General features: G+C 59.5%; 26 protein-coding genes. 14 read left to right on the forward strand and 12 right to left on the reverse strand.

What is annotated here, in order from left to right:
* Both BKN05_RS09855 and BKN05_RS09860 read left to right on the forward strand, forming a co-directional pair.
* On the forward strand, positions 1–353 hold a 353-nt coding region (locus BKN05_RS09855), incomplete at its 5' end, for an HNH endonuclease signature motif containing protein (RefSeq protein ID WP_286688543.1).
* A 158-nt stretch (positions 354–511) separates the two neighbouring features.
* Complete coding sequence (locus tag BKN05_RS09860) at positions 512–1,183, forward strand: hypothetical protein (protein ID WP_232619503.1); 672 nt, start codon at positions 512–514, stop codon at positions 1,181–1,183.
* Here the strand turns inward: BKN05_RS09860 and BKN05_RS09865 are convergent.
* The 3 genes from BKN05_RS09865 to BKN05_RS09875 are packed head-to-tail and all read right to left on the reverse strand — an operon-like array spanning position 1,180 to position 5,437.
* Complete coding sequence (locus tag BKN05_RS09865; protein WP_049378814.1) at positions 1,180–1,803, reverse strand: DUF3239 domain-containing protein; 624 nt, start codon at positions 1,801–1,803, stop codon at positions 1,180–1,182. The two genes, BKN05_RS09860 and BKN05_RS09865, sit on opposite strands and share 4 nt — an antisense overlap.
* The gene (locus BKN05_RS09870) at positions 1,800–3,425 is read right to left on the reverse strand and encodes a DNA repair helicase XPB (protein ID WP_049378815.1); all 1,626 of its coding nucleotides are present in this window, start codon (positions 3,423–3,425) and stop codon (positions 1,800–1,802) included. Before BKN05_RS09870 ends, BKN05_RS09865 begins: the two co-directional genes overlap by 4 nt.
* Positions 3,422–5,437 carry a helicase-associated domain-containing protein gene (locus tag BKN05_RS09875; RefSeq protein WP_049378816.1) on the reverse strand — a complete coding sequence of 672 codons (2,016 nt, stop codon included), beginning with the start codon at positions 5,435–5,437 and terminating at the stop codon, positions 3,422–3,424. The genes BKN05_RS09870 and BKN05_RS09875 overlap by 4 nt, the downstream gene beginning before the upstream one ends.
* A gap of 66 nt (positions 5,438–5,503) precedes the next feature.
* On the opposite strand from BKN05_RS09875, the gene BKN05_RS09880 reads away from it, so the two are divergent.
* A complete protein-coding gene (locus BKN05_RS09880; protein ID WP_005329460.1) occupies positions 5,504–5,689 on the forward strand; it encodes a hypothetical protein in 186 nt (61 codons plus the stop codon).
* A gap of 85 nt (positions 5,690–5,774) precedes the next feature.
* On the opposite strand, the gene BKN05_RS09885 is transcribed toward BKN05_RS09880, so the two are convergent.
* Positions 5,775–6,404 carry a resuscitation-promoting factor Rpf1 domain-containing protein gene (locus BKN05_RS09885; RefSeq protein WP_049378817.1) on the reverse strand — a complete coding sequence of 210 codons (630 nt, stop codon included), beginning with the start codon at positions 6,402–6,404 and terminating at the stop codon, positions 5,775–5,777.
* A gap of 318 nt (positions 6,405–6,722) precedes the next feature.
* Here BKN05_RS09885 and BKN05_RS09890 point away from each other — a divergent pair, with 318 nt between their 5' ends.
* A complete protein-coding gene (locus BKN05_RS09890) occupies positions 6,723–7,103 on the forward strand; it encodes a cold-shock protein (protein WP_005323875.1) in 381 nt (126 codons plus the stop codon).
* Here the strand turns inward: BKN05_RS09890 and BKN05_RS09895 are convergent.
* Both BKN05_RS09895 and BKN05_RS09900 read right to left on the reverse strand, forming a co-directional pair.
* The gene (locus BKN05_RS09895; RefSeq protein WP_286688544.1) at positions 7,100–7,678 is read right to left on the reverse strand and encodes a DUF2771 domain-containing protein; all 579 of its coding nucleotides are present in this window, start codon (positions 7,676–7,678) and stop codon (positions 7,100–7,102) included. The two genes, BKN05_RS09890 and BKN05_RS09895, sit on opposite strands and share 4 nt — an antisense overlap.
* Before the next feature lie 6 nt (positions 7,679–7,684).
* Positions 7,685–8,449 (reverse strand): glutaminyl-peptide cyclotransferase, encoded by a 765-nt coding sequence (locus BKN05_RS09900; RefSeq protein ID WP_286688545.1) that lies wholly within the window; start codon positions 8,447–8,449, stop codon positions 7,685–7,687.
* 38 nt (positions 8,450–8,487) lie between these two features.
* Between BKN05_RS09900 and BKN05_RS09905 the strand changes: the two genes are divergently transcribed.
* From BKN05_RS09905 to BKN05_RS09915, 3 genes are read left to right on the forward strand one after another with little or no spacing between them, the layout of a single operon-like run.
* Complete coding sequence (locus BKN05_RS09905) at positions 8,488–9,156, forward strand: DUF3027 domain-containing protein (protein ID WP_239274508.1); 669 nt, start codon at positions 8,488–8,490, stop codon at positions 9,154–9,156.
* A gap of 49 nt (positions 9,157–9,205) precedes the next feature.
* Entirely contained in the window at positions 9,206–10,609 is a 1,404-nt protein-coding gene (locus tag BKN05_RS09910) for an NCS2 family permease (protein ID WP_286688546.1), read from the forward strand.
* Between the two features lie 9 nt (positions 10,610–10,618).
* The gene (locus tag BKN05_RS09915) at positions 10,619–11,425 is read left to right on the forward strand and encodes a TrmH family RNA methyltransferase (RefSeq protein ID WP_284792257.1); all 807 of its coding nucleotides are present in this window, start codon (positions 10,619–10,621) and stop codon (positions 11,423–11,425) included.
* Here the strand turns inward: BKN05_RS09915 and BKN05_RS09920 are convergent.
* The 3 genes from BKN05_RS09920 to serC all read right to left on the reverse strand — a co-directional run bounded on the left by BKN05_RS09920 (position 11,386) and on the right by serC (position 14,325).
* The gene (locus BKN05_RS09920; RefSeq protein WP_049378823.1) at positions 11,386–12,216 is read right to left on the reverse strand and encodes a DUF6928 family protein; all 831 of its coding nucleotides are present in this window, start codon (positions 12,214–12,216) and stop codon (positions 11,386–11,388) included. The genes BKN05_RS09915 and BKN05_RS09920 overlap by 40 nt on opposite strands.
* A 2-nt stretch (positions 12,217–12,218) precedes the next feature.
* Positions 12,219–13,094, reverse strand: coding sequence for a septation protein SepH (gene sepH / locus BKN05_RS09925; RefSeq protein ID WP_286688547.1), 876 nt, complete (start codon positions 13,092–13,094; stop codon positions 12,219–12,221).
* 112 nt (positions 13,095–13,206) lie between these two features.
* On the reverse strand, positions 13,207–14,325 hold the full coding sequence (gene serC / locus BKN05_RS09930; protein ID WP_049378825.1) for a phosphoserine transaminase: 1,119 nt from the start codon (positions 14,323–14,325) through the stop codon (positions 13,207–13,209).
* Between the two features lie 160 nt (positions 14,326–14,485).
* On the opposite strand from serC, the gene BKN05_RS09935 reads away from it, so the two are divergent.
* The 6 genes from BKN05_RS09935 to BKN05_RS09960 all read left to right on the forward strand — a co-directional run bounded on the left by BKN05_RS09935 (position 14,486) and on the right by BKN05_RS09960 (position 20,537).
* Positions 14,486–15,778: a citrate synthase gene (locus tag BKN05_RS09935; protein ID WP_080970451.1), complete on the forward strand. Its 1,293-nt coding sequence runs from the start codon at positions 14,486–14,488 to the stop codon at positions 15,776–15,778.
* A 123-nt stretch (positions 15,779–15,901) separates the two neighbouring features.
* Positions 15,902–16,261: an FKBP-type peptidyl-prolyl cis-trans isomerase gene (locus tag BKN05_RS09940; protein WP_005323855.1), complete on the forward strand. Its 360-nt coding sequence runs from the start codon at positions 15,902–15,904 to the stop codon at positions 16,259–16,261.
* Between the two features lie 69 nt (positions 16,262–16,330).
* Positions 16,331–17,194 (forward strand): aldo/keto reductase, encoded by an 864-nt coding sequence (locus BKN05_RS09945; protein ID WP_049378826.1) that lies wholly within the window; start codon positions 16,331–16,333, stop codon positions 17,192–17,194.
* A gap of 290 nt (positions 17,195–17,484) precedes the next feature.
* Positions 17,485–17,832, forward strand: a complete 348-nt coding sequence (locus BKN05_RS09950) for a DUF485 domain-containing protein (RefSeq protein WP_049378827.1) — start codon at positions 17,485–17,487, stop codon at positions 17,830–17,832.
* Positions 17,832–19,475 (forward strand): monocarboxylic acid transporter, encoded by a 1,644-nt coding sequence (locus tag BKN05_RS09955; RefSeq protein ID WP_286688548.1) that lies wholly within the window; start codon positions 17,832–17,834, stop codon positions 19,473–19,475. The genes BKN05_RS09950 and BKN05_RS09955 overlap by 1 nt, the downstream gene beginning before the upstream one ends.
* Positions 19,476–19,514: 39 nt before the next feature.
* On the forward strand, positions 19,515–20,537 hold the full coding sequence (locus BKN05_RS09960; RefSeq protein WP_286688549.1) for a hypothetical protein: 1,023 nt from the start codon (positions 19,515–19,517) through the stop codon (positions 20,535–20,537).
* A 2-nt stretch (positions 20,538–20,539) separates the two neighbouring features.
* Here the strand turns inward: BKN05_RS09960 and BKN05_RS09965 are convergent, their stop codons facing one another.
* From BKN05_RS09965 to BKN05_RS09975, 3 genes are all read right to left on the reverse strand, one after another.
* Positions 20,540–21,532, reverse strand: a complete 993-nt coding sequence (locus BKN05_RS09965; protein ID WP_269953227.1) for a DUF1906 domain-containing protein — start codon at positions 21,530–21,532, stop codon at positions 20,540–20,542.
* Positions 21,533–21,645: 113 nt separating this feature from the next.
* The gene (locus tag BKN05_RS09970) at positions 21,646–22,074 is read right to left on the reverse strand and encodes an OsmC family protein (protein WP_286688550.1); all 429 of its coding nucleotides are present in this window, start codon (positions 22,072–22,074) and stop codon (positions 21,646–21,648) included.
* A gap of 38 nt (positions 22,075–22,112) precedes the next feature.
* Positions 22,113–23,051 carry a restriction endonuclease gene (locus BKN05_RS09975; protein ID WP_286688551.1) on the reverse strand — a complete coding sequence of 313 codons (939 nt, stop codon included), beginning with the start codon at positions 23,049–23,051 and terminating at the stop codon, positions 22,113–22,115.
* Positions 23,052–23,341: 290 nt separating this feature from the next.
* Here BKN05_RS09975 and BKN05_RS09980 point away from each other — a divergent pair, with 290 nt between their 5' ends.
* Positions 23,342–23,776: a DUF2871 domain-containing protein gene (locus tag BKN05_RS09980; protein ID WP_284767735.1), complete on the forward strand. Its 435-nt coding sequence runs from the start codon at positions 23,342–23,344 to the stop codon at positions 23,774–23,776.
* Positions 23,777–24,727: the final 951 nt, after the last annotated feature.

Raw genomic sequence — 24,727 nt, forward strand, 5'->3', positions numbered from 1 at the left:
TCCGCGCATACACCCAAGGCAGAGACGCCACCTGTCGCTGGCCTGGCTGCACCGTCCCCGCCACTAGGTGCCAACTCGACCACCGCATCGAATACCACCTTGGCGGGCCTACCAGCCCAGATAATTTAGTAAACCTCTGCCAACACCACCACAACATCAAAACCGACCGCAGAATCCACTACATCCTCGACCCCATCACCGGAACCATCGCCTGGCTCCACCACGACGGCACCTACCAACTAGACCACCCCACCGGCCCACTAGCCACACACCACACCCACTGGAACCACACCTGGGCCCAATACCTCGCACTACAACAACAAAGAACAAAAAGGAAGGCCGCTAAAGGGTAGGGGACGCCGTTAAAATGGGTTGATAGCGTAACGAGGAGGCTGAACTGATGAGCTCACTGCCTGACATCATCCTGCCTTCTTTTCGGAGAAGGACCCGATCCTTTCTTGATGAGGACCGGGCAGCTAGACGCGCACTGAAAATGCAAGATGGAATTGGCATGCTTGATTTTGCCGTGGAGGACCCTTCGGAGGATCCAGCTGAAGTTTTTTCGGTTGTGCAAGAAGCGCTGGAGATTGCAGTAGGGGTGATTGCCAACGCGGATGACTCACTTGGCATGCTAAGTGAGGTTGTTGAAGAGCTCATCGAGCTCCATGCCAAGAGCGCACAGCGAGCGAAGCCCGCGCCAATGGAGCTGGCGGATTGGTTCATCGCTTTCCATGAGAACAACGAGGTTGATTATTTCGTGCTTGACCCTGTTGCTTATTCAACGGTCCTGGGAGAAGACGGACTGGTTCGGGTGCGAGCCTGGGCGGAAAACGCAGATATTATCCGCCGCAAGTATATGGAGAAGCGCTTTGCGGTTTTAGATCAGGATGTCGACGCAATCATCCGTACGCACTTGGCCGAAGGTAGCTACGCAGTTTATTTCGAAGAGACAGCTAAAGCCTTAGAAGAAATCGGTAAGCATGAGGCCGCGTGGGAGTACGCGAAGCGTGGAACCGAATCCGATCCGGATTGGCAGGCGCGGTCTTGCGGGAAATTTTGGGTGGAATTAGCGAGGGATCATTTCCCCGAAAGGGAGGAAGAGGTCGCCGCGATAGTTCTCAACAAGTGGCCGGACCCGCTCCTAGAAGTACTGCTTTATCCAGAAAGGTTTGTGGAGCCCTAGAGAACGAGGAGGTCGAACTTCGTGGCCTTCACGTCGGAAAGGCGCTTGCGGGCGCGTTCGAGGCGCTGCCACTGATCTTGGGGGATGGCTTTGCGGGCGATGGTGACGGTTTCGGCGTCAGGGGTGCCCCAGGCGATGGGCATAGGGGTGATTTGCTGCCAGTGGTTGTTGTCTGCGCGGCCGGAAACAGCGGCGACGGGAACTTTGGTGCCTACGGTGCGCTGAGTGCCGGGAATGGCGGTCACGGTGCGCAGGCAAGCGGCCCAGCGGGGAGACAGGGATGGATCCACGTTGGTGTTGACTAGGGCGAGCAGGACCATGTCGCGTTCGTTGACCTCAGCGATGACAGCCGGAGCGAGGGGATAGGAGTCATAGAGTTGCTGGGCGGTGCCAACTTTACGGGCGGCGGCAAAGCCGACGATGGCCACCATGATTCCGAAAAGGATCATGCCGAGGCCGATGGTAATGCCCCAGGAAAATCCCCACCAGATGGCCGCGCCGCCGATGATGAGCAGGATGCCCAGCACGAGGCCGGAGACGCGAAGGCGGTTGGAATCGCGCAAGAGCTCGTTATTGGCCTTGGCAAAGGACTCGTCTACGTCGAACTTGAAGATTTTCATTGTTCTAAGTCTAGTGCGTCGATAAGCCGGTAGGCATATCCCTGCTCGGCGAGGAAACGCTGGCGGTGCACGGCGTAGTCCGCGTCGAGGCTATCGCGGGTGACCAGCGAGTAAAAGAGAGCCTCTTCTTCCTTCGGGCGGAGTAGTCGGCCGAGGCGTTGAGCCTCTTCTTGGCGGGAGCCGAAGGTGCCGGAGACCTGGATGGCCAGGGCAGCCTCGGGAAGATCGATGGAGAAATTGGCCACTTTGGACACGACGAGTACAGGGAGCGTGCCGTCCCGGAATTGTTGGAAGAGGCGCTCGCGCTTGGCGGTGGAGGTGGAGCCGTCGATAACGGGGGCGTCGAGATGCGCACCGAGTTCTTTGAGCTGGTCGACGTAACCGCCGATGATGAGCGCCTGCTGTGGGTGGCGGGCGAGGATTGTGTCCACGGCCCGCAATTTGGCGGCAGCCTGGGCGGCGATGCGGTAGCGGTCGCGAGGTTGGGCGGTGGCGTACAGCATGCGTTCTTCGGCGTCCATATCCACGCGGACCTCGATGCATTCGGCGGTGGCGATATAGCCGGCCATTTCGAGTTCTTTCCACGGGGCGTCGTAGCGCTTGGGTCCGATGAGGGAGAAGACGTCACCCTCGCGGCCGTCCTCGCGCACGAGGGTGGCGGTAAGCCCTAGCCGACGCCGCGATTGCAGGTCCGAGGTCATGCGGAACACTGGGGCGGGAAGGAGGTGGACCTCGTCGTAGATGATGAGGCCCCAGTCGCGGGAATCAAAGAGCTCGAGGGCGCGGTATTCACCCTTGGTTTTGCGGGTGACTACCTGGTAGGTGGCGATGGTGATGGGCTTGATTTCCTTCTTTTCGCCGGAGTATTCGCCTATTTCGTTTTCGGTCAGGGTGGTGCGGCGCAGGAGCTCGTCGCGCCATTGGCGGCCGGCGACGGTATTGGTGACCAGGATGAGCGTGGTGGATTCGGCCTTGGCCATCGCAGCCGCTCCGACGATGGTTTTGCCGGCGCCGCACGGCAGTACGACGACGCCGGAGCCGCCGGACCAAAAGGCCTCGGTGGCGTATTGCTGGTAGTCACGCAGCTGCCAGCCGTCGTGAGTGAGGGCGATGGGATGGGACTCGCCATCGACGTAGCCGGCGAGATCCTCGGCCGGCCAGCCGGCCTTGAGGAGGGCTTGTTTAAGGCGGCCGCGCTCGGAGGGCGGGACGGCGATGGAATGCTCGTCGATGCGCGCGCCGAGGAGTTTTCCGGTAGCGCCGCGGGTAAGTTCTTCGAGGATGGGCGGCTCATCGGACTCGAGGATGAGGCCATGGGCCGGGTGGGCGTGGAGGCGGACGCGGCCGTAGCGGGACATGGTTTCGGCGACGTCGACAAGCAGGGCCTGGGGGACTGGAAAGCGGGAGTAGTTTTCCAGGACATCGACGACCTGCTCGGCATCGTGCCCGGCCGCGCGGGCATTCCACAACGCGAGCGGGGTGATGCGGTAAGTGTGCACGTGCTCGGGGGCGCGCTCGAGCTCCGCAAAGGGAGCGAGCGCGGCGCGGGCCTCGGCGGCCTGGGCGTGATCCACCTCGAGCAGGACGGTCTTATCCGACTGCACAATCAATGGTCCATTCATGGCTCCAGCGTAACGGAGGTGATCCGGTGCAAGGGAAACCGGATGGTAGAGCCATCGGCCGCGCGAGCGTCGATTTGCCCGCCCGCCACGGTCAGCGGGGTGACGGTGCGTTTCTTTTCGTTGCCGTTCTTGTCCGCATACCCGATGGTGATCGGCCGGGCAGTGCGCGCGGCGGCGTGGACTATATCGAGGCTGGGCGTGGAAGGCGCGGCGTCGTCGCGCAGGGTGCGCATCGCCTTCGCAATGTCCGGAGAAGTGGTGGCTCGGCGGGCGGTGGGCGTCGGCAGTGTAGCGGGTTCGGGCGCGACGTTAAGGCTGGCGCCGCTTTCGTCCTCAGCAGCGGGAGAGAGTCCGTGCTCGCGTAGCCGTTCCAGTAGGTCGTGCACCGGCAATTGGGACACCGCGACGGTGGGCGCGAGCAGGCGCAAGGGCGCTGCCTTGAGCGCAATCTGGAGGAGCGCCGGGTCCTCGCTGCGCAGGTAGGACAGCGCCGGGCCGGAGCGCAGGGTGCCATGCCGCTTGGCGACGTCCCCGATGTGGAACTCCAGCGTCTGCGGCACCTCCCCGTGGGCGGCGAAAAAGGCCTGGATTTCCTCTCCAGTCATGCCGCGATCTAGGCCGCGGCGCAGGGAAGCATCCGAGATGCGATAGACGCTGGCCAGGCCGGGGGACTCGAGGTCGGCGACTGATTCGAGCTGCTGGTGGGTCTCTGGATCGAGCGGACCGGGAACCAATACGGTCATATCCGCTTGGATGAGAAAGTAGTCGACCGTGTCGGGGGTCAGGCGGGCGGCGGCGTCGGGGCCGTCGATAAGCACGCTGGTGGGGCGCTCGAGGGCAATGGCACCGATCCACTCGGCTTCCGCGCGGAGTTCGGCGATGGTCTCGTCCGAAGTGTGGGTGGCAAAGAGCGGAAAGTGGAAGCGTAGGGATTCTTCGAAGGTGGGTTTCGCCCCACGCAGGTAGACCTGCAGGACCTTTTGTCTAAATTCCGGCAGCCGATCATTGGTGTGCGCTAGCGTGCGGCCTTCCCTTGTCCATGGGGAGGCAGTCCAAGCCTCGAGCAGAAGTTGCCACTTTTCTGCGAGGCCCGCATCGAGCCAAGCCTGGGCGAGCTCCGTTGGCGCGAGGAAATTGCCGTCGAAGTTTTTCGGCTCGCCGCGGCTGAGCAGGCGGGCGGTTATGCCCAGGCCGATGAGGCGGCGTAGCTCCTCCTCATCGATGGTGAGAGTTTTGCTCAGGTTGGTGAGCTGGCGAACGCCGACGGTCTTGTCCTTGAGTAGTTCTATCGGCCGCGCGCCTAGGGCGTCAATGACGCGCTGCATGCCACGCACGGCGGAAAGCCCGGCCGCGGTACCGGCATCATCGGCCTTGGGATCCGGGGCGGGGGATTCGGTGATCCCCTCTACTGGGATTGGGGCGGTGGGCTTGCCGTTGAGCGCAAGGTGCACGGCGCGCGGCAGGCGGACAGTGGTGGCGTCCACGCGCTGGAGCAGCTGCTTGGCGATGAGCCGCGGAATCGGCCGGCCCGGATCCGCATCGATGGCCACATCTCGCGTGGTGCCCAGGCCATTGGAACGCGATAGGGTCTGGAGAACCTTCCGTTCCTCGTCCGGCAGCTCGGCGATGTCCTCCGGGCTGACTTGGACCTGGTCGAGGAGGGACCAGCCCGTGGGAAGGGCAGGCATGACCTCGGGTGGGATGAGGATGTTGCCGTAGGCTAGGCCGCGCTCCTTGAGCTGGCGGGTGATATTCGGATTAAGGTCTTCTACCTCTTCGAGTTCTCCTCCGCGGCGCGCGATGTCTTCGATTTCCGCAAGCTGCCGTGCAGTGCAGTTCATTAAAGCCCGAGCGATGGAGGTGCGCAGGAGCAGGCGGGTAGCGAGCGCGGCGATGCTCGGGGGTAGCGGATTAAGTACATCCGGGCGGTTGCGGAGGAGGGTGGCGAGCTCTTCTTCCTCAAGGGAAGCGAGCCACGTGCGGAAATGTGGGAGGTGGGAAGACTGAGTCATGATGTCACCCCAGTTTAGTTATCGTTTGAGTTACGTTTTTGCGCAAGGTTTGAAATAATAAGGGCTATGTCGAATCAGAAGAAGGGTCACGTTTCCCCGGCTTGGCCGAAGAACGAAAATCGCGAGCACGCAATCACGGAAATCTCTGCGCCTTTTGCTGGTGCGTCCAGCCCCTACGGCGATGATCTGATCTTGCCGATGCCGGCAGAGAAGCTGAACTACGTTCACCCTTATACTCGCATCAATCGCTAGAGTATTTCCCCGCCTTGGTGCGGGGATTTTTCTTCCATACAAAAAGGGCCCATTGCTATTGCAAAGGGCCCTTTATCGCTATGTCTTAGCGGGTGATGTTCTCAATCATCTGCGCAATCGGGTCGATGACGTTGCGGTTGGCAGAGTAGAAGTTGTTGAAGTCGTGGCGGTTAGCCTTGTACAGCTCGGTGAACTGCGCAGGCAGTGCCAGGCCGTAGGAGTTAGCGGCATTCTTGATGGTGTTGTACAGAGCATCAACAGCCAGCTCGTCGGACTTCTGAGCGGCAGCCTGCTTTACCGGAGCCGGTGCCTGGGCCGGAGCCTTAGGGGCAGCGGACGGAGCAGTGCGCTGGGTCGGAGCGGAGTTCAGGCCGAGGGAAGCGGAGCAAGCCGGCCATGCGCCCCAGCCCTGGGAAGCAAGCACGCGCTCAGCGACGACAATCTGCTGCTCGCGGGTAGCCTGGTCAGCGGTAGCAGCGAACTGGCCGCCACCATTGGCCTGCCAGGTCTGCGGGTTGAACTGCAGCCCGCCCTGGTAGCCGTTGCCGGTGTTGATGTGCCAGTTGCCGCCGGACTCGCACTGTGCCAGGCGGTCCCAGTCGGAATCTGGGGCAGCGGATGCGGTCGGTGCCATGATGGCAGCGGCGGCGCCGAAGGCGACGGTGCCGGCGGTGAACTTAGCGGCCATACGGTTCTTAGCGGAGTGGCGTCCCATGTAGTTAGTCCTCTCTGTGTGCCCGCATTAAGTGCAAAAATATGTACCAAAAAGAAAGGGCGGGCGAGGGCAACTTTCTTAACGGCTCTTAAGTGTTTGGAGGACAGCGTAGCGGTTTATAACGAAAGTGTCACGTTATGGGCACTAAATGGGAAAGAAATGGGGCGAATGTGGCGAGTGCAGGGGTATTTGTGCAGGTGAGCGGCGAACAGTGATCTATGCCACATAACGCGGGTGTGTCGCGCTAGCGCGCGACTTCTGTTGTTTTGACCAGGCAGCTAAAATAAAGATTTTCCCCTAGAGAAGAGGTGGGTACCTATGCCTATTGGCAAAGTGAAGTGGTATGACGCCGAGAAAGGTTTCGGTTTCGTCAGTAACCCGGGCGATGAAGACGTCTATGTTGGGCGCAACGTGCTGCCCAAGGGAGTAGAGGAACTGTTCCCCGGCCAGCGCATCGACTTCGATTTCGCAGCCGGGCGCCGCGGTCCGCAGGCGCTGCGGGTCAAGGTATTGGATAAGCCGCGTCGCCGCACGCCGGCCCGCAAGCCGGAAGAGCTCGGCAGCATGGTCTCTGACGTGATGACCTTGCTGGAGTCGCAGATTCAGCCGGTGCTTAATTCCGGCCGCTACCCGGAGCGCAAGACTGGGCGCCAGGTAGCAGAAATCCTCCGCGCAATCGCGAAGGATTTGGATAGCTAATCAGAAGCCTTCGTGGATTCCTCCGCGGAGGCTTCTCGTTCTTTATCGGTCATCGTGGTAAGTGACCACACGGTGGCCACGGGGGTTTCGTCACCGTTGTCATCGGTGCCAATCATCATGGAGGAAATCTCCACCACCTTGAGGCGGGGGCGCTTGCCGGTAGAGGCCTTGATGGGTTCTACCGAACCGGGGATCGATACCTCGGTGGTCTCGTTTGCGCCGTGCGCGGTTTCATCGTTGGCGGCGGGGTCATCGTAGATGGAAAGAATCTTCCACTCGTGGTCGGAGATTTCTTCGGGGATATCGAGCTTGAGGGTGTCATCATCCCCCACGGTGAGGTTCGGGACCTCGCCTTCCGGGCATTCGGTGCCGGGCTCGCATGCAATGTACGGGGCGACGTCGATGGAATTATCGCCCACGGAGGCGGTGACCTTGATGTCGCGGGGATCGGGACCCGGGCGCTGGTTCCACCAGTTTTGGAAGATCACTACGGCGGCGACGATGACCGCCACGACCACGATGAGGGCCAAGATCTGCAGCAGCGACTTTTTCCTTGCTTCCTTACGGGTTGCCATGGGCCTTTACCTTACTCGAACGTGGAAGAGTTCTTCCCACCGCTTACCGGTAAGCCAGAACTCATCGTCTTTGATGTGTGCGATGCCGTTGAGGACATCATCGGGGTCGGTATAGCGGGACTTATCAATCGCGTCGGTGGAGATTATGGCGGTTACTCGGCCGGTGGATGGATCGATGCGGTAGATATTGTCATCCATCCAGACATTGGCGTAGACGGTATCGCCCACGCACTCGAGTTCATTGATGTCTTCGAGGGGCTTTCCCTCAAGGGTGACGTCGGTAGTAGAGCGCTCCGCGAAGGTCTCCGGGTCCATATGCCGCAGGGTCGCGGAGCCATCGGACAGGAGGAGATCCTCGCCGGTATTGCACAGGCCCCAGCCCTCGCCCGAGTAGGCGGCGGTATCTACCTGGCGCAGGTCGTGATCGTATTTCAGGGCTTGGCCGGACTTCCAGGTCAGCTGCCAGATGGAATCGCCGGCTTGGGTAATGCCCTCGCCAAAGTAGCGGTTATCCAGGCGCGTTTCGGCCAAGGTTTCGCCGGTTTCGGGGGAGAAGCGCTCCACGCGGGATTCTCCCCATTGGCCGGTGCCTAGAAGCAAGTTGCCGTCCGGATCGGTTTCGAGGCCCTGCGTAAAGGAATTGGGTGGCAGGGAAGCGGTGCCGAGAACCTCGACGGAGAGGTGCTCTACTTCGGGTTCTGCTGGGGTAGAGGAACAGGCGACGAGCGTGCAGGGAAGGAGAATGTAGGCGGCGCGGGAAAGAAATGACATGCACCATATGTACCACCGCGTGCGCTCCATAATGAATAATGAGGGACGTGAGTAAGCGAAAAGCAAATCCATTGATCGATTCCCGCGCCGTGCGCATCGCGCGCGAGGCGTTGGATGAGGTGGGGGAAGGGGGCGTCGGCAAGCATATCGGCGTCGCCGGGATGGGCCGAAACGTTGCTACCCACCGATTTGAAGCAGAAATGCCTGGCTACCCTGGCTGGGAATGGCAGGCTGTGCTCGCCTGCGCGGAGGGATCGCGCTACGTCACCGTCAATGAGGTGGCGCTGGTGCCGGGAGGGGAGGCCCTGCAGCCGCCGGAATGGGTGCCCTATGAGGACCGTGTGCGCCCCGGTGACCTTGGCCCCGGAGACCTGATGCCACCGGCCGTGGATGATTCCCGCCTGGACGGGGAAACTCTGTCTAAATCCGGCCTGGAAGACGCCAAGAAGCGCTGGCGCACCGAGTTCGGCCCCAATACGGATATGGCGGCCAAGGCGCGCCTGCAATGCCGCACCTGTGCGTTTTATGTGCAGCTGTTGGACAACTATGGCGTCTGCGCCAATGAGTACTCGGCGGACGGCCGGGTGGTGCACTCGCGCTATGGCTGCGGTGCACATTCGCAGACGCGTGTGCGGGAAGAAAAGACCCCGGAAGTGGCTTTCGATGATGAAAAGCCCATCTTCCAGGATTTTGAAATCGAGGATTAAGGCAGCACACTTATGGCGTAAGACTCGCTGTACGTGAAAGGCGCAGGCGTTGAAAGCCACTCTCGATCGCTACTTCCATATCTCTGAACGTGGTTCCTCCATTGGAACCGAGCTACGCGCGGGAACGGTCTCGTTCTTCGCCATGGCCTATATCATTCTCTTGAACCCGCTCATCCTCGGTACTACCGAGGACGCGGAGGGCTACGCGCTGGGCGTGCCACAGGTCGCCGCCGCCACCGCGCTGGTCGCCGGCGTCATGTCCATCCTCTTCGGCGCGATTGCCAAGTGTCCCTTTGCCATGGCCGCAGGCTTGGGTATGAATACCTTCGTGGGCGTGAGCATGGTCGCTACGAGCGGGCTGACCTGGCAAGAATCCATGGGCCTGGTGGTCATCGAGGGTATCATCATCGTCCTGCTGGCCATCTCCGGCTTCCGCACCGCCGTCTTTGACGCCATCCCGCAGTCCATGAAGGCGGCGATGGGCGTGGGCATCGGCATGTTCATGGCCATGATTGGCCTCGTGGATGGTGGCTTTGTCACCCGCGTGCCGGACGCCGCGCACACCACCGTGCCGGTGAGCCTGGGTATTAATGGATCGATTTCCACTTGGCCGGCGCTGGTCTTTGTCATTGGCCTCATTATCTGTTCCTTCATGGTCATCCGGAACGTGCCGGGCGGGCTCTTCATCGCCATCGTGCTTACCACCGTCATCGCGTTCATCGTGCAGGCGTTTACCGGCTCTGAGGATTGGGGCATGGCCGCGCCGGTGAAGCCGGAGGCGCTCGGCGGCATTCCGGATCTGTCCATCGTGGGCGATGTGAACTTGGTGGGCGCCTTTACCAAGATCGGCGTGGTCTCCACGGTGCTGCTGATTTTTACCCTGCTGCTCACTAACTTCTTTGATGCGATGGGCACCATGACCGGCCTGGGCAAGCAGGGCAAGCTTGTTGACGCCGACGGCAACCTCCCCGACATGAAGAAGGCCCTCGTCGTCGAGGGCTTCGGTGCCGTGGCCGGCGGCCTGGGCTCTGCTTCTTCCAATACCGTCTTTGCGGATTCCTCCGCCGGCATTGCCGATGGCGCCCGCACCGGCCTGGCCAACCTCATGACCGGTGTGCTGTTCCTCGCCGCGATGTTTTTGACGCCGCTGTATGAAATCGTGCCCATCGAGGCCGCTTCCCCGGTACTCGTCATCGTCGGCGTGATGATGGCCGCGCAGCTGACCGAGATCCGCTGGACCAAGATGGAGATCGCCATCCCCGCCTTCCTCACCATTGTGACCATGCCGTTTACCTATTCCATTGCCAACGGCATCGGCGTGGGCTTCATCTCTTTCGCGCTCATGTCCACCTTCGCCGGCAAGGCCAAGGACGTGCACTGGATCATGTGGCTCTTGGCTGGCCTCTTCGTGATTTTCTTTGGCATGGATCCGATTTCCAATGCCATCGGCTAGCCTAAGGGCATGCTGATTACTGACCCCGCAGACCCTCGCCTGGACGATATTCGGAACCTCAACAAATCCGATAAATCCGGCGAGGGTCTCGTCATTGCAGAGGGCCCGTTGGTGGTCTCCCGGCTGGCCGAATCCCGGTTCCCCATGCGCTGTCTCGTGGGCTTTCCCAAGAAGGTGGAGGCCTATATTTCCGAGTACGGCGAACCCGAGTGCCCCATCTACGAGGTCTCTCGCGAGACCCTAGCGGAGGTGGCCGGCTTCGATATGCACCGCGGGCTGGTCGCCGCCGCGGACCGCGCCTCTGAGCCGGAGGTGAGCGAGATCGTGGAATCTGCCCAGACCATCGCCGTGCTCGAGGGCGTGGGTGATCACGAGAATATTGGCGCCATCTTCCGCCACGCTGCCGGTATGGGCGTAGACGCGGTGCTGCTGGGCTCCGGTGCGGCGGATCCGCTCTACCGGCGCTCGGTGCGCGTGTCCATGGGGCACGTGCTGCGCTTGCCCTTTGCTCATTTAGAGGGCGGGTTTACTACCTGGCAGCGTTCCTTGCAGGCGCTTGCCGACGCCTCCTTTACCCTCATTTCCTTAACCCCCAACCCCCAGGCGGTGCACTTGGCCGAGGCCATGCACGGCCTGGATAAGGTGGCGATGCTCGTCGGCGCGGAGGGCCCCGGCCTTACCGAACACGCAATGAAGGCCACCGATATACGCGCACGCATACCGATGGCCCCTGGCACCGATTCTCTTAATGTGGCAACCGCCGCCGCCATTTCCTTTTATGAGCGCCAGCGCTCCTTGAGCGACTTAAACGTCTGAGCGCTCCAATTGCCAATGAGCGAGCCCAAGTGCTTGGCGGTGGAGATGATTTCCTCGCCGGTGGATTCCGGCTCGGCGCTATGATCCTCGTAGTCGTCATAGTCGTTCAGGCCCAGCTTATTGGCCGACTGCGCGGCTAGTTCCCCCACGGTTTGCTTGGGCTTCGGCGGGTCGATCTTTGGCTCTGGGCGGCCATCGACGGCGTAGCCCACGACGTCTAGGTCCGGGCCATCGTGCCCGACCTCAATGCCAAGCCAGTATTCCTGCGCCGCTTCCATGATGCCCTGCGGCTCAAAGGGGAGGGAAATCCCTCCGATCGGCTCGTATTTTTCGCCTGCCCAGTAGGGCGCCTCGAAGGGCTCGGGCAAGCCGGTGTCCTCGTAGAGGTGCTCGCGCGTGGCGCATAGGCAGCGCTTGAGCTCGCCGCCCTCCCACAGGGCGAAGCCGGCGTAGCCTTCTTTTTCGTTGCTGGCCAGCGCGATGACGCGCTGGGCGGGCACCGCATTAAGGAGCGTTTCTGGCAGCTGGGAAAGGAGAACAGAATCCCCCTCGCAGACCGTTTGCACCACGGTGATGCCGGGGTAGCCGCCGATGTAGTACTCGTTCGGATCCGTCTGCGCGGAGCGGTTAAGTGGGAATTGCCCAATCGGCGTGACCGGAAAGGTGGGGTCCAGCTGGGCGAGGAACTTCCGCCCAAAGCCGCGATCCGCCTTGGGCTCGGTCTTCAACACCTCTTCCGCATTGGGTTGAGAGATGTACCAGAGAGTAAGTACTGCGTGAGAGATGTCCACGATTAGTCCCTAGGGCGCTTGGTATTGGAGCGAACACCGAGCAGCACGTCCTCCCAATGCGGGGTGACAGCCTTGCGGCGGCGCTTGGTGGGCTTTTCTTCTGGCGAGGGGTTCTGCAAGAACTCCTCTTCCTCCGGCTCTTCCGGAGGGGTGGTCGGCGCCGTGAGGTCGGTGACGTTGCTCGGCTGGTCGCCATCGATAGCTTCGTCATAGCGGCCGCTGCCCAGCGAGGTCAGCGAGCGCACCGGCTGGACGAAATCCGGGTCTATCAGGTCCGCGGCCACCGAGTTGCGCGCCTCCACCGTGGCAGGCGAGGACATGGACTGCTTGAAGTACCACTCCGCCTCGTTCTCGGACAAGCCGGCCTTCCACGTCACGCGCACGATCCAGGCCTCGCCTTGGTGGCGGTAGGCGTCCCAGCTGGACTCGGAAAGTGAGTGTCCGCGGGCGGCAAAGGCGGTGGCCAGAACCTCCCACAGGGTGAGCTTGGCCGGGCCGTCCTCGCGGACGGGGTGTGCCTGCTTGGCAATCTCCGCGATGCGGTTGCGCTCCAGCATGACGGGGTAGGCGAAGGGCTCGATGCGAGATTCGGTCACGCCCATTTCTTCCGCCAACTCCGCCGCGGAGGCGCCGGCGCGAATGCGGTTTTGGATCTCCGCCGGGCGGATCTTTGTCTCTTCCACCGGTTCCGGTTTGGTGGGCTTGGCCAGGCTGATGGCCGGAGCTGCCGGTTCCTCTTCCGGGGTTTCTACCGGCTCGCCCTGCAGGGCTTCGCGCAGCTCATCGGTGATGGAGAGGAAAAACTCTTCGCCGTCTTCGGTGCGCAGCACCAAAGAGGTTTCGGTCGATTCGCTGTCAACTGGGAACAGCTCGCGCATAATAGGGCGCTCCTTTTGCCTATCGACGGCGGACAAATCTGTGATGCATTCAACTATAACGTGAAAATGCCCCGCAGCCTGCGAGGCGGCGGGGCATGTTGGGGGTGATGCGTTAATTCGCATCCAAGACATAGTCGATGCATTGGGTCAGTTTGGCGATATCGGCCGGCTCAATAGCTGGGAACATGCCGATGCGCAGTTGGTTACGGCCCAGCTTGCGGTACGGCTCCACGTCTAGGATGCCGTTGGCGCGCAGGGTGGCGGCGAGCGCTGCGGCGTCGACAGACTCTGCGAAGTCGATGGTGCCCACCACGAGCGAGCGGGACGCAGGCTCCGTGACGAAGGGAGTGGTCTCCGGGCGGGATTCGGCCCAGCTATACAGCGTGGCGGAGGATTCCGTAGTGCGCTCAACCATGCCGTCCAGGCCGCCGTTGGCATTCATCCACTGGAGCTGGTTATCCAACATGAGCAGGGTGGCGATTGCCGGGGTGTTATAGGTCTGGTTCTTGCGGGAGTTATCTACTGCCGTCTGCAGGTTGAGGAAGGTGGGAATATAGCGCTCGGAGGCGTTGATTTTCTCAATCCGCTCCAGTGCGGCGGGGGACATGGCGGCGAGCCACAGGCCGCCGTCGGAAGCAAAGCACTTTTGCGGCGAGAAGTAGTAAACGTCCGTATCGGAGATGTGCACGGGCAGACCACCCGCGCCGGAGGTGGCGTCCACGACCACCAGCTGCTGATCATTGCGGGGGTGCGGGCGGGTGACTTCTGCCATCGCGCCGGTGGAGGTTTCATTGTGTGCCCAAGCGACGACGTCCGCCTCCGCAGAAAGATCGTGCGGGTCGGGTGCGGTGCCCACTGGGGACTCCACGATGGATGGGGCATCGAGCCAGGGTGCACCCGCGGCGGTCTTGGCAAATTTAGTGGAAAACTCGCCAAAGGTGAGGTGGGCGGAGTGGCGTTCAATGAGCCCGAAGGTGGCAGCATCCCAGAAGGCGGTGGCGCCGCCTAGGGAAAGGACAATCTCGTAGCCCTCTGGCAAGGAGAAGAGATCGCTCAAGCCTTCTCGCACCGAACCTACGAGGTTCTTTACCGCCGGCTGGCGGTGGGAGGTGCCCATGACTGCGGGGTCAATGGCCGCAAGCTGGTCGGGGCGAACCTTGGAAGGGCCGCAGCCAAAGCGGCCGTCGGTAGGCAGGAGGTCGGCAGGCAGCGTAAGTTCGGGTGTGCTCATGCAAGTCAGTGTAGAACAGTTCCGGTTGAACGGCAGTTATTTTACTCGGCCCAATCCTGTTGGCGGCGTCACAAAGTTTGCTAAAGTGTGAAGAGGTATCAAGCTAGCTTCCTTAAGTTAGTGCTTAATAGTGACTCTTCACGTAGAGAAAGGAACTTCCGTGGCTTCTGAAGACAACAAGGTAGTGCTCCAGTACCCAGGCGGCGAGTATGAGATGGACATCAAGCAGTCCACCGAGGGTGACTCCGGCTTTGACATTTCCAAGCTCCGTAACGAGACCGGGCTCGTTACCTTCGACCCTGGTTATACCTCCACCGGTTCCACCGAGTCCAAGATCACCTTCATTAATGGTGAAGAGGGCATCCTGCGCCACCGCGGTTACGATATTGCGGACCTGGCAGAAAACGCTTCCTTTAACGAGGTTTCTTATCTGCTGATCAAGGGGCATCTGCCTAACGAGGAAGAGCTCAGCCACTTTAACCGCGAAATCCGCCACCACACCCTGTTGGATGAGGACTTCAAGGCCGCGTTCAATATCTTCCCGCGCAACGCGCACCCAATGGCCGTGCTGGCTTCCTCCCTTAACATTCTTTCCGCGTACTACCAGGATCAGCTTGACCCGCTGGACCCGGAGCAGCTGGATAAGGCCACCGTCCGCCTGCTGGCTAAGGTGCCAATGCTGGCTGCTTATGCTTACCGCGCTTCCCAGGGTAAGCCTTATATGTACCCGGATAACAGCCTGAACGCCCGCGAGAACTTCCTGCGCATGATGTTCGGCTACCCCACCGAGGAGTACGAGGTTGACCCGGTTGTAGCTAAGGCCCTGGATAAGCTGCTTATCCTCCATGCTGACCATGAGCAGAACTGCTCCACTTCCACGGTGCGCATGATTGGTTCCGCTCAGGCTAATATGTTTGTCTCCATCGCCGGCGGCATTAACGCTCTGTCCGGCCCGCTGCACGGTGGTGCAAACCAGGCCGTTCTGGAGATGCTGGAAGATATCCAGAACAACCACGATGGTGACGCTACCGACTTCATGAACCGCGTGAAGAATAAGGAAAAGGGCGTTCGCCTCATGGGCTTTGGCCACCGCGTGTACAAGAACTACGACCCACGCGCGGCAATCGTCAAGGAGACTGCCCATGAGATCATCGATCACTTGGGCGGCGACCCAATGCTGGATCTGGCCATGAAGCTGGAAGACATTGCGCTGAATGACGACTACTTCGTCTCCCGCAAGCTCTACCCGAACGTGGACTTCTACACCGGCTTGATCTACCGCGCTATGGGCTTCCCGACGGACTTCTTTACCGTCCTCTTCGCCATCGGCCGTCTGCCGGGCTGGATTGCACAGTACCGCGAGCAGCTGGAGATCAACACCAAGATCAACCGTCCGCGCCAGATTTACACCGGCGAGACTTTGCGCAAGGTTACCCCACGTAACGAGCGCTAAAGCGTCCCGTGGGTTCGCCAAATTAAGCCGAATCGGGTGGTAGCACCTATAATAGGTGCAGCTCGGTTCGGTTTTTAATGCGACCGCACGAACAAACTAGATTTCCCAAGGAGAATAATCCCCATGGATAAGCCTGTTATTGAAGCCCAGTCTGGCCCAGCGCCGACCGACCTTGTTGTAGAAGACATCGTCGTCGGCGACGGTGCTGAGGCACAGCCTGGTGCCGTAGTGGAGGTCCACTACGTCGGCGCTGAATACGAGACCAACCAAGAATTCGATTCCTCGTGGGACCGTGGCCAGTCCATCGAGTTCCCGCTGACCGGTCTCATCGCCGGCTGGCAAGAGGGCATTCCGGGAATGAAGGTGGGCGGTCGCCGCAAGCTCATCATCCCGCCGGAAAAGGCCTACGGCCCCGCCGGTGGCGCGCACCCGCTATCCGGCCGCACCTTGGTCTTTATCATTGACCTCATCCGCGCCGACTAGAAGCGCTCGACCCCAGGGTTTGCCCTGGGGTTTCGTCGTTTTCGGCGCGGTCAGAAAAACTGCGGCACAATGGAGGACATGACTGTGCCAACCGTAACTTTCAATGATGACCGCGAAATGCCCCAGCTGGGCTTGGGTACGTACAAGCTATATGACGAGGAATGCATCCGCGTCATCCGCGAGGCCATCGATTTGGGCTACCGCCACTTCGATACCGCCACGCTCTACAAGAATGAAGAGGCGGTAGGCACCGCCCTGAAGCAGGCAATGGATGCCGGCGACGTCACCCGCGATGAGCTCTTTATTACCTCCAAGGTATGGCACTCCCACCAGGGGGAGCACAAGGTGGAAGAGGCATTCCAGCAGTCGCTAAAGGATCTGCAGCTGGACTACCTCGACCTGTATCTTATCCACTGGCCATGGCCGCAGGGTGGCCTGTACAACGAGACCTTTGAGGCTATCGCCCGCCTGCAGGGTATGGGCCAGATTGCGTCCATCGGCGTGGCTAATTTCTACGAGGACGTGCTCAAAGACCTAATTTCCACCACCGGCATTTCTCCGGTGCTCAACCAAGTGGAGCTCCACCCGGGCTTTACTCAGTCCAGCCTGCGCGCCTTTCACCACGATAATGACATCGTCACCGAGGCATGGGCCCCGTTGGCGCGCGGCGTTGTGCTCAATAACCCCGTGATTGAGCAGGCTGCTGCTGACCACGAGGCCACCGAGGGACAGGTTGTCCTGGCTTATCTCATGTCTAAAGACATATCCGTGATCCCGAAGTCCGCGCGCACTGAGCGCCTGAAAGAAAACTTGGCTGCCACCGAGCTAGAGCTCACGGCGGAGGAAGTATCTGCCATTGACGCCCTTGAGGGCCAGGAAGGCTTTGGCCGCATGTTCAATGACCCGCGCGAATTCCCAGGCAACGAAGAGTAACATCAACCGCCGATTAAGCCCCCTCACAGGGGCTTTTTCTTTTGCCAAGCGGCTGTTAACAATCTTTACAAGGGGTAAAAAATTCTTCCTTCGGGGGTAGTTTGCTAAAGATGTTATTCCAGTTCAGTGAAGCCTATGGGGTTAAAAGGGTGGGGGAGTGGAAGCTTTTCTTGGCAGAGTTTACAACCTTGCAGAAAATGTTCTGTAACTTACAGATCAGCGTGGATAGTGAGAAATAACACACTATCTCGTGTGACCTAAGTTCCTCTCACCCAAGGAGACGATGCTCTATGAGTGACGTAGCTGCAACTCCTGTCTCGCGCCGCGAACCCACTGGCAGCGAGTTCATTGCGATGCGCGACTCCGCCGAATTCGGCGAGCTGCGCCGCACCTACCGGAGTTTTACCTTCCCTATGACCGTGGCCTTCTTCGTGTGGTACGTGGTCTACGTTCTAGCCGCCGTGTTTGCCCCTGACTTCATGGCGATCGAGCTCGGCGGTGGCTGGAACGTCGGGCTGGTTTTCGGCCTAGCCCAGTTCCTCACCACCTTCATCATCACGTGGATCTACGTGAAGTACGCCAATAAGAATATCGAGCCGAAGTCGGCCGCCATCCGTGAAGAGCTGGAGGGCAACTAATGACTACCACCACCCTCGCCGCAGAATCTTCCGCCGGCAATCCCATCTTGAATATCTCTATTTTCGGCATCTTCCTTTTCATCACCATGGCGGTGGTGCTGCGCGCCGGAAAGACCACGAAGAAGGCCTCGGACTTTTATACCGGCGGCGGCACCTTCTCCGGACGCCAGAACGGCCTGGCCATCTCCGGTGACTACCTCTCCGCTGCATCGTTCCTGGGTATCGTTGGCGCTGTGGCACTCAACGGCTACGACGGCTTCTTGTACTCGGTAGGCTTCTTCGTTGCTTGGCTGGTAGCACTCATGCTCGTTGCCGAGCCCATGCGTAACGTCGGCCGCTTTACCATGGCGGACGTCCTGTCCTTCCGCCTGAAGCAAAAGCCCGTGCGCGTGGCGGCGTCTATCGCCACCCTCTTCGTCACGCTCTTCTACCTCATCGCGCAGATGGCCGGCGCCGGCTCCTTGGTTGCGGTACTGCTGGATATCCATGAGTTCAAGTGGCAGGCCTTCGTCGTGGGCATCGTGGGCGTGCTCATGATTGTCTACGTCCTGGTCGGCGGCATGAAAGGCACCACCTACGTGCAGATGATCAAGGCCGTGCTCCTGGTAGCCGGCGTGGTCATCATGTGTTTCTTGGTCTTCATTGCCCTGCGCGGCGGCTTTAGCACCCTGTTTAATAACGCCATCGACATGCACGCCGCTTCCGAGCAGATTAAAGAGAAGGGCTACGAGGCCAAGGACATCATGGCTCCGGGCCTGAAGTACGGCGCCACCACCGCCACCAAGCTGGACTTTATTTCCTTGGGCATTTCCCTGGTGCTCGGCGTGGGCGGCCTGCCGCACGTGCTGATGCGCTTTTACACCGTGCCCACCGCTACCGAGGCGCGCCGCTCCGTTACCTGGGCGATCGTTATTATCGGTGCCTTCTACCTTATGACCCTGGTCCTGGGGTACGGTGCGGCAGCACTGGTGGGTCCGGACCGCATTCTCGACGCCCCGGGCGGCGCCAATGCCGCAGCGCCACTACTCGCGCTCGAGATCGGCGGCTCTATCTTCATGGCGATTATTTCCGCCGTGGCCTTCGCTACCGTGCTCGCCGTGGTTGCTGGCCTGGCCATTACCGCCTCTGCATCCATTGCGCACGATATCTACCACGCGGTTATCCGCAACGGCGAGTCCACCGAGGCTGAGCAGGTCCGCGTCTCCCAGGCCACCGTGGTGGTCCTTGGCATCGTCTCCATCATCTTGGGCATCCTGGCCATGACCCAGAACGTGGCCTTTCTAGTCTCCCTCGCGTTTGCGGTGGCGGCCTCCGCCAACCTGCCGACCATCCTGTACTCCCTGTACTGGCGCCGGTTCAACACCGCGGGCGCGGTGGCCTCCATGTACACCGGCGTGGTCTCCTGCCTGGTGCTCATCTTCTTCTCCCCGGCAGTCTCCGGTTCTGAGAGCTCCATGTTCCCAGGCGCGGACTGGGCCATCTTCCCGCTTTCCTCGCCGGGCTTGGTCTCCATTCCGCTGTCCTTCTTCGTTGGCTGGTTGGTATCCATCATGACCAAGCCGGATAACTTTGAGGAGCTTTCCGCAGAGATGGAAGTTCGCTCCCTTACCGGCGTGGGCGTCGAGGCACCTGTGCAGCATTAATTGCCTAAATAGTGCACTCAACCGGTAACATATATCGACGTGTTTAAAACGTCGTTGAACCGCAAGGCGGCATCAGTTAAGGCTGGTGCCGCTTTGGCCGTATGCATGCTCGCCTTGACCACCACTGCGTGCAGCAATAGCGAGCGTGAAAGCGACGCGCTTGCCGACGCCCCCTCGGAAGCAACAGACACCAACCGCGACGTCCCACCAGAAACCAATGAGTTTCTAGAAGGTGATGAGGGGCGCTCGGTTACCTATATCCGCCTGCACGATGGCATGCACATGGGCTCTGCCTCCGAGCACGAGGCTCGCCCGGCGCTCAGTCTCATTAAGCTCTACATCGCCACCTACGTAATGGAAAAGGGCGAGTACGAGGACAAATATGAGGCGCTGGATATGATTGCTAGCTCCTCCGATAAGTCCGCCGAAGACCTCTTTGATAAATACCCAGAGTCCATCGACACCATTGCCGATGAATTCAACCTCGAATCCACCAAGGCGGGCGAGCAATGGGGCTACTCGCAAACCTCCACGTATGACGTCGCCAGCTTCATCTCGCAGCTCATTGAGCGCGATGAAACTCACCCAGTGCTGGTAGCCATGGCGCATGCTGATCCCATCTCGGAGGATGGCTACCGCCAGGATTACGGCACCGCCAAGCTCTCCAACGTGGTAGGCAGCAAGTGGGGATGGTCTAATGACAAGTCCATTAACTCCTCGGTCTCCTTTGGCGAGAACTTCGTCGCCGCCGCCTCTATTAACGGCTCATCCGATGACCTCACCGACTACGTCAAGGACGAGGTGACGGGGAAGAATCTGGGCACGGCCACCGAGCGCTTCCTTAAGTACAAAGATGGCGAGGACGTCCCACCGGTTGAGACCTCCACCTCGGAGACCTCTACTACCTCCTCCAGTAAGAAGGACAAGGACGAGAAATCTGGCAAGGGCAAGAAGGAAAAGTCCTTGTCCAAGGAGCCCACTAGCGAATCCACCACGTTCCAAAAGAAGTCCGCAGACAAAAAGAAGGGCTCGGAGAAAACCTCCGAGCCCTCTAAGAAGTAGTACTACCGCGCCTTTGCAACCGTTTCTGCGACGATCTTCGCTAGCTGACGAATCTGATCGTTGCTCAGCGTCTTGCCATTAAAGGTCACGCCATTGGCGGTGACCTGCGGAAGTTCTGGTAGCTCTGGGTGCTTGCTCTGCAGCTGCGAACTCAGCTGATTGACCAAGTCGGACGAGCCATTGCTCGGGGCCTTGGTCTGCGGCTGCGGCTTTGGCTGTGGCTTCTTGGTGGTCGGCTTCTTTGCCGGTGCAGGTGCCGCGGACTTGCCAGGCGTCCACTGTCCCCAGTCTTCGGCATAGACCTCATTGACGTCAACGATGACGCCGCCGATGGTCTGTTGCTTGCCGTGCGGCAGCTGGTGGATAGTAGTGCGCGGGTGAATCTTGCCGTTAGAACCCCAGTCGTGCATCCAGAAGTACTTGCCGATGCCATCCTGGATCGCCCACTCAATAGTGTTGTAGTTGCCGTAGACACCTGTTTGGTAGCCAGCCAGCTCCAGCGTCTTGGAGAATGCCTGCAGGTACGGGCGAATTTGGCGGGTGTACTGCTCGCGGGTGGGGTTATCGTCGATGGCGATGTAGATCGGGCGGTTGGTGGGGCCGCCTGCCTTCTTGTGTAGCGCAATCGCTTTCGGCGCGTGTACTGCCGCACCTGCTGCGCCTTGCTTCCAATCGGCGGTTTCCGCACGGCCGAATTGGTAGACCGACGCCGTGGGCAGACCCGCTGCTGCATTCGCCTTGGTCTCCTTGAGGGTTACCGGCTTGCCGGTCATCCAGGCCGCGCCGGGGCGCTTGTCGGAGACGTAGCGAATCGCGCCCATGTGGCCGGCATTCTTAATTGCTTGCGGGGAAGGTACGCCGGCGGAGAAATCAATGATGGTGCCGCGCACCGGTCCGAGTGCCGCTGCATTCGGTGCGGCAGCGCCGATAGCACCTGCGGTTAGGGCGAGAGCGCCGACCTTAAAAAGACCGCGACGGGAGAAAGATGGTGACATGTTGAGCTCCTGCAGTAATCACATTTGTCACAGTGGTTAACAATTGCACCATAGCAGCGGGTCTGGGGTCATTCCCGGAGCGAAACCGCATGTCGCGCATTTACACCGGGGAACTATTTCGAGTCGTTGCTGAACTTCACCCGCGTGGGGTTCTCAACCGTGCGCGATACCGTGCAGTCCTTCTCGTGGGAGATGCGAATCAGGTTGTCCACCAGCTTGCGCGCTTGGTTGCCTTCCGGCGTATCCGGGAACGATAGATCGAAGCCCACTCGCACCTCTGACAAACGCGATGCCCCGTCCTCATTTACTCGGTCGCCTTCCACGTGCACATCAAAAGAATCCGGTTCCGCGCGCCGGGATGTCACCACGTCCACGTCTACCGCCGAACACCCCGCAACGGCTGCGAGCAAGAGTTCAACAGGGGAGAGGAGCCCCTCACCACTGCCAAACTCAACGCTGGCTCCCGCGGAATTGGTAGCTCGGTATTGGGCGGTATCGAGGCGGGTGAGGTCTATGGTGTACTGCTTGGAAGCTTCGGTCATCGGTAGTCAGCGCCTTCAGTTGGTGGAGTGAAACTTGGTTATTCGAATTTGTCGAACCATTTAGGATCAACCGTGGGTCGAAGTTTGACGCCTGATTCCCCATCTGCTCGGATTAGTTCTGCGAGGCGGTCACCACTAATTAGATCCACCGTCGGTACAGTCGAGGTGGCAGCTTTTCGAGCGGGGTCGGTAAACCTGCTGAGGGTAACGAGAATGGCGCGTTCAGCACCTTTTGTCTGGGCATCGCGTTGGAAGAGAGCGACGGTTTCTCGACCAATCGGTTTTCCTTCTGGTGCATAACGCTTAATTTGAACAGCAACACGGGAGGAGAGGACGGGGCTCAAAGGTGCTGTACCAATTGCATCGACTCCCTCGTCTCCGGAACCTCCAGTGTGTTGTAATTGTAGCCCTTGCCGGCGCAGCAAATATATGATGAATTTTTCAAAACCCTCGGGCGGGAGCTGGTGAAGACGTTCAAGCAGCTGACTTTTCCAGTCGCTCTCTTTTTCTTCTTCATTAGAGTCCGAAAGAATATCTTCGTCTGGTACGTCTTCGCTAACCTGAGCTACATTTTGTTCTTCTAGTTTCTTTTGCTTTCGCTTCGCACGAGAAGCCTGACGGTCGAGATCTTTAACCTTGATAAGTGCGTCTCTGTCTGAAAGCTTGAGTATCTGCTCGCCGATTTCTGTAAGTAGGTACATTCCCTGCGTAGGCTGTTCCAGCGCGCCGACGCGTTTCGCGGTTGAGCGGCCCCAAGCAATACGACTCATCAATACCGAATCCTTAGGGCGATTCGGGAAGGCAATTTGAAGGAGCGATTCGGCTTCGGGAAGAATCTCAAGGACGGTTTCATTAACCTCGTTGGTCTTCCCAGAACCTCCGAGCTCGTTAACCGCTTTCAGGATTGGGACTACTAGATCTTGGTGGGTGGGCATACCTTGATCGGTAAATGAAATATTGTGGTCGAGAGAATCCATAGAGTTCATTATTTCAGAAACACGAAGTAAAACTCAGGGTTGCTGACTTTTGAGGATGAGCTTGCCAAAGGTTCTTGGTGAAACTGGGCGAACCCCTACGGCTCGATGTCAGTGAATAAAAAGCAGTGGAGCGCGTCGTTTTCAAATATCGGAATGATCAACCGACTGGTTGATTGCAGCTTCAACCAGCCCTGTGATTCAAAACGGGGATGAATGTAGAAAAATGAGTCCTTAGAGTATTTGATCCATCGCTAATCCAGCCGTGGCAGCGGTTGGGAAGGAGAATGACCATGAAAGCTTTGTATTGGGCATCTATTTTCTACCTCGTGTTGGGCTTGGGCGCTGGCGTGTTCTACCGAGAATTCACGCGTGCCAACGATTTCCCCGCGGGCGAGTTCACTCAGCTAAGCGTGGCGCACACTCACTTGCTAGCGCTCGGTTTCATGATGAGTCTTATCTTTTTGGTATTGGAGAAGGTCTTCGGCCTGTCGCGCAGTCGAGGTCAGTTCAATGCGTTCTTCTGGCTCTATAACGTCGGTGTGGTCGTTACTGTCGGCGTCATGATCTGGCACGGATGTCTGACCGTACTGGGAGAGGAATCTTCTGCAATGATTTCTGGTATCGCTGGTCTTGGCCATATCCTTATTACGATAGGCCTGATTGCATTCATCGCAGCGCTTGGCAATGCCATCGGTGAGTTCCAAGAAGCTAAGTCTCGGCAGTAGTAGATAGCTAACGATGGGCGAGGCTGGCGCTGAAACCGAGAAGCGCCTACACGGGTGAGACTGGATAATCCCAGTGCTCCTCTCCGTCGGCCGAGGAGTCATCATTTTGGATGGCCCCACCGTTGGTGGGGCAGCAGCCTTCACGCAGTGTTCCTAGCAGCAATGCGTTTGTCCACGGACAAAATCCCCGATACCTGAACTGTCTGAGTTTATGGCATTGTGCTCTAGGGTGTGTCTGGTTCTAGGACATTGATATTCAGCGGCTTTCGGCATCGAAGGGAAGAATGCTGAAAGAATGCCGCGTGGGGCCCGGCGCTGGTGCTCTTAGCACCTTCAGAGGCGGTTCTAGGCGCGCGTCGCCAGTACAGAGCAATATCAAAGGCCGGTGTGACGGGTGCGGCTATGGTGCTTAATGCCCGCAGCTGGACCACAATCTTCTTGGATAGTTTCCCTGCCCCGTAGAGCATCCGTGTCTTTCCAGACGCTTGGTTTTTGAGTTTCTGGGGCAGCAGAAAACGAAAATCTTTGAGACACCAAGCGGAACGACGTCTCGAGACTTCGGGGCTTTCAGAAAACTCCTCCACCTGCTCCAACCCCACCCCCTCGCGCCTAGTGTTCCACGGACCCTAACAAAATGTTCCACGCTGCCATGCCTACCAGGTGAACCAGACCCCGCTCCGAACCCCATTTCGTCAACCGCCGCGGAACCGCCAGGACTGTCCGCGCACCGTTCGTGGAGGTGCGAAAACGCGGCACCAATAGGCGCACCGTGCAGCAAGATAAGCAAGCCGGCTAGGAATCCGACGTTGTACCGTCGGTCGCGGACAAGCTTCGCTGGGGAACTTCGCGAACTGGCGGATTCTAGTGGTCGTGGAAACACTTCTTATGTTTCGGTTGAGTTTATCAGTGCGGCCATTTTCTCGGCTGGTGTTTGAAAGCCCAGGGTTTTGC

The organism is Corynebacterium sp. S5S1 (genome assembly GCF_001913985.1).
Lineage (GTDB): Bacteria > Actinomycetota > Actinomycetes > Mycobacteriales > Mycobacteriaceae > Corynebacterium > Corynebacterium marquesiae.

What these genes read in the sequence shown, in the direction of transcription:
- BKN05_RS09860 (WP_232619503.1), top strand. Translation starts at nt 512, where the DNA reads ATGCTTGATTTTGCCGTGGAGGACCCTTCGGAGGATCCAGCTGAAGTT.
- BKN05_RS09865 (WP_049378814.1), bottom strand. Translation starts at nt 1,803, where the DNA reads ATGAAAATCTTCAAGTTCGACGTAGACGAGTCCTTTGCCAAGGCCAAT.
- BKN05_RS09870 (WP_049378815.1), bottom strand. Translation starts at nt 3,425, where the DNA reads ATGAATGGACCATTGATTGTGCAGTCGGATAAGACCGTCCTGCTCGAG.
- BKN05_RS09875 (WP_049378816.1), bottom strand. Translation starts at nt 5,437, where the DNA reads ATGACTCAGTCTTCCCACCTCCCACATTTCCGCACGTGGCTCGCTTCC.
- BKN05_RS09880 (WP_005329460.1), top strand. Translation starts at nt 5,504, where the DNA reads ATGTCGAATCAGAAGAAGGGTCACGTTTCCCCGGCTTGGCCGAAGAAC.
- BKN05_RS09885 (WP_049378817.1), bottom strand. Translation starts at nt 6,404, where the DNA reads ATGGGACGCCACTCCGCTAAGAACCGTATGGCCGCTAAGTTCACCGCC.
- BKN05_RS09890 (WP_005323875.1), top strand. Translation starts at nt 6,723, where the DNA reads ATGCCTATTGGCAAAGTGAAGTGGTATGACGCCGAGAAAGGTTTCGGT.
- BKN05_RS09895 (WP_286688544.1), bottom strand. Translation starts at nt 7,678, where the DNA reads ATGGCAACCCGTAAGGAAGCAAGGAAAAAGTCGCTGCTGCAGATCTTG.
- BKN05_RS09900 (WP_286688545.1), bottom strand. Translation starts at nt 8,449, where the DNA reads ATGTCATTTCTTTCCCGCGCCGCCTACATTCTCCTTCCCTGCACGCTC.
- BKN05_RS09905 (WP_239274508.1), top strand. Translation starts at nt 8,488, where the DNA reads ATGAGGGACGTGAGTAAGCGAAAAGCAAATCCATTGATCGATTCCCGC.
- BKN05_RS09915 (WP_284792257.1), top strand. Translation starts at nt 10,619, where the DNA reads ATGCTGATTACTGACCCCGCAGACCCTCGCCTGGACGATATTCGGAAC.
- sepH (WP_286688547.1), bottom strand. Translation starts at nt 13,094, where the DNA reads ATGCGCGAGCTGTTCCCAGTTGACAGCGAATCGACCGAAACCTCTTTG.
- serC (WP_049378825.1), bottom strand. Translation starts at nt 14,325, where the DNA reads ATGAGCACACCCGAACTTACGCTGCCTGCCGACCTCCTGCCTACCGAC.
- BKN05_RS09940 (WP_005323855.1), top strand. Translation starts at nt 15,902, where the DNA reads ATGGATAAGCCTGTTATTGAAGCCCAGTCTGGCCCAGCGCCGACCGAC.
- BKN05_RS09945 (WP_049378826.1), top strand. Translation starts at nt 16,331, where the DNA reads ATGGAGGACATGACTGTGCCAACCGTAACTTTCAATGATGACCGCGAA.
- BKN05_RS09950 (WP_049378827.1), top strand. Translation starts at nt 17,485, where the DNA reads ATGAGTGACGTAGCTGCAACTCCTGTCTCGCGCCGCGAACCCACTGGC.
- BKN05_RS09955 (WP_286688548.1), top strand. Translation starts at nt 17,832, where the DNA reads ATGACTACCACCACCCTCGCCGCAGAATCTTCCGCCGGCAATCCCATC.
- BKN05_RS09965 (WP_269953227.1), bottom strand. Translation starts at nt 21,532, where the DNA reads ATGTCACCATCTTTCTCCCGTCGCGGTCTTTTTAAGGTCGGCGCTCTC.
- BKN05_RS09970 (WP_286688550.1), bottom strand. Translation starts at nt 22,074, where the DNA reads ATGACCGAAGCTTCCAAGCAGTACACCATAGACCTCACCCGCCTCGAT.
- BKN05_RS09975 (WP_286688551.1), bottom strand. Translation starts at nt 23,051, where the DNA reads ATGGATTCTCTCGACCACAATATTTCATTTACCGATCAAGGTATGCCC.
- BKN05_RS09980 (WP_284767735.1), top strand. Translation starts at nt 23,342, where the DNA reads ATGAAAGCTTTGTATTGGGCATCTATTTTCTACCTCGTGTTGGGCTTG.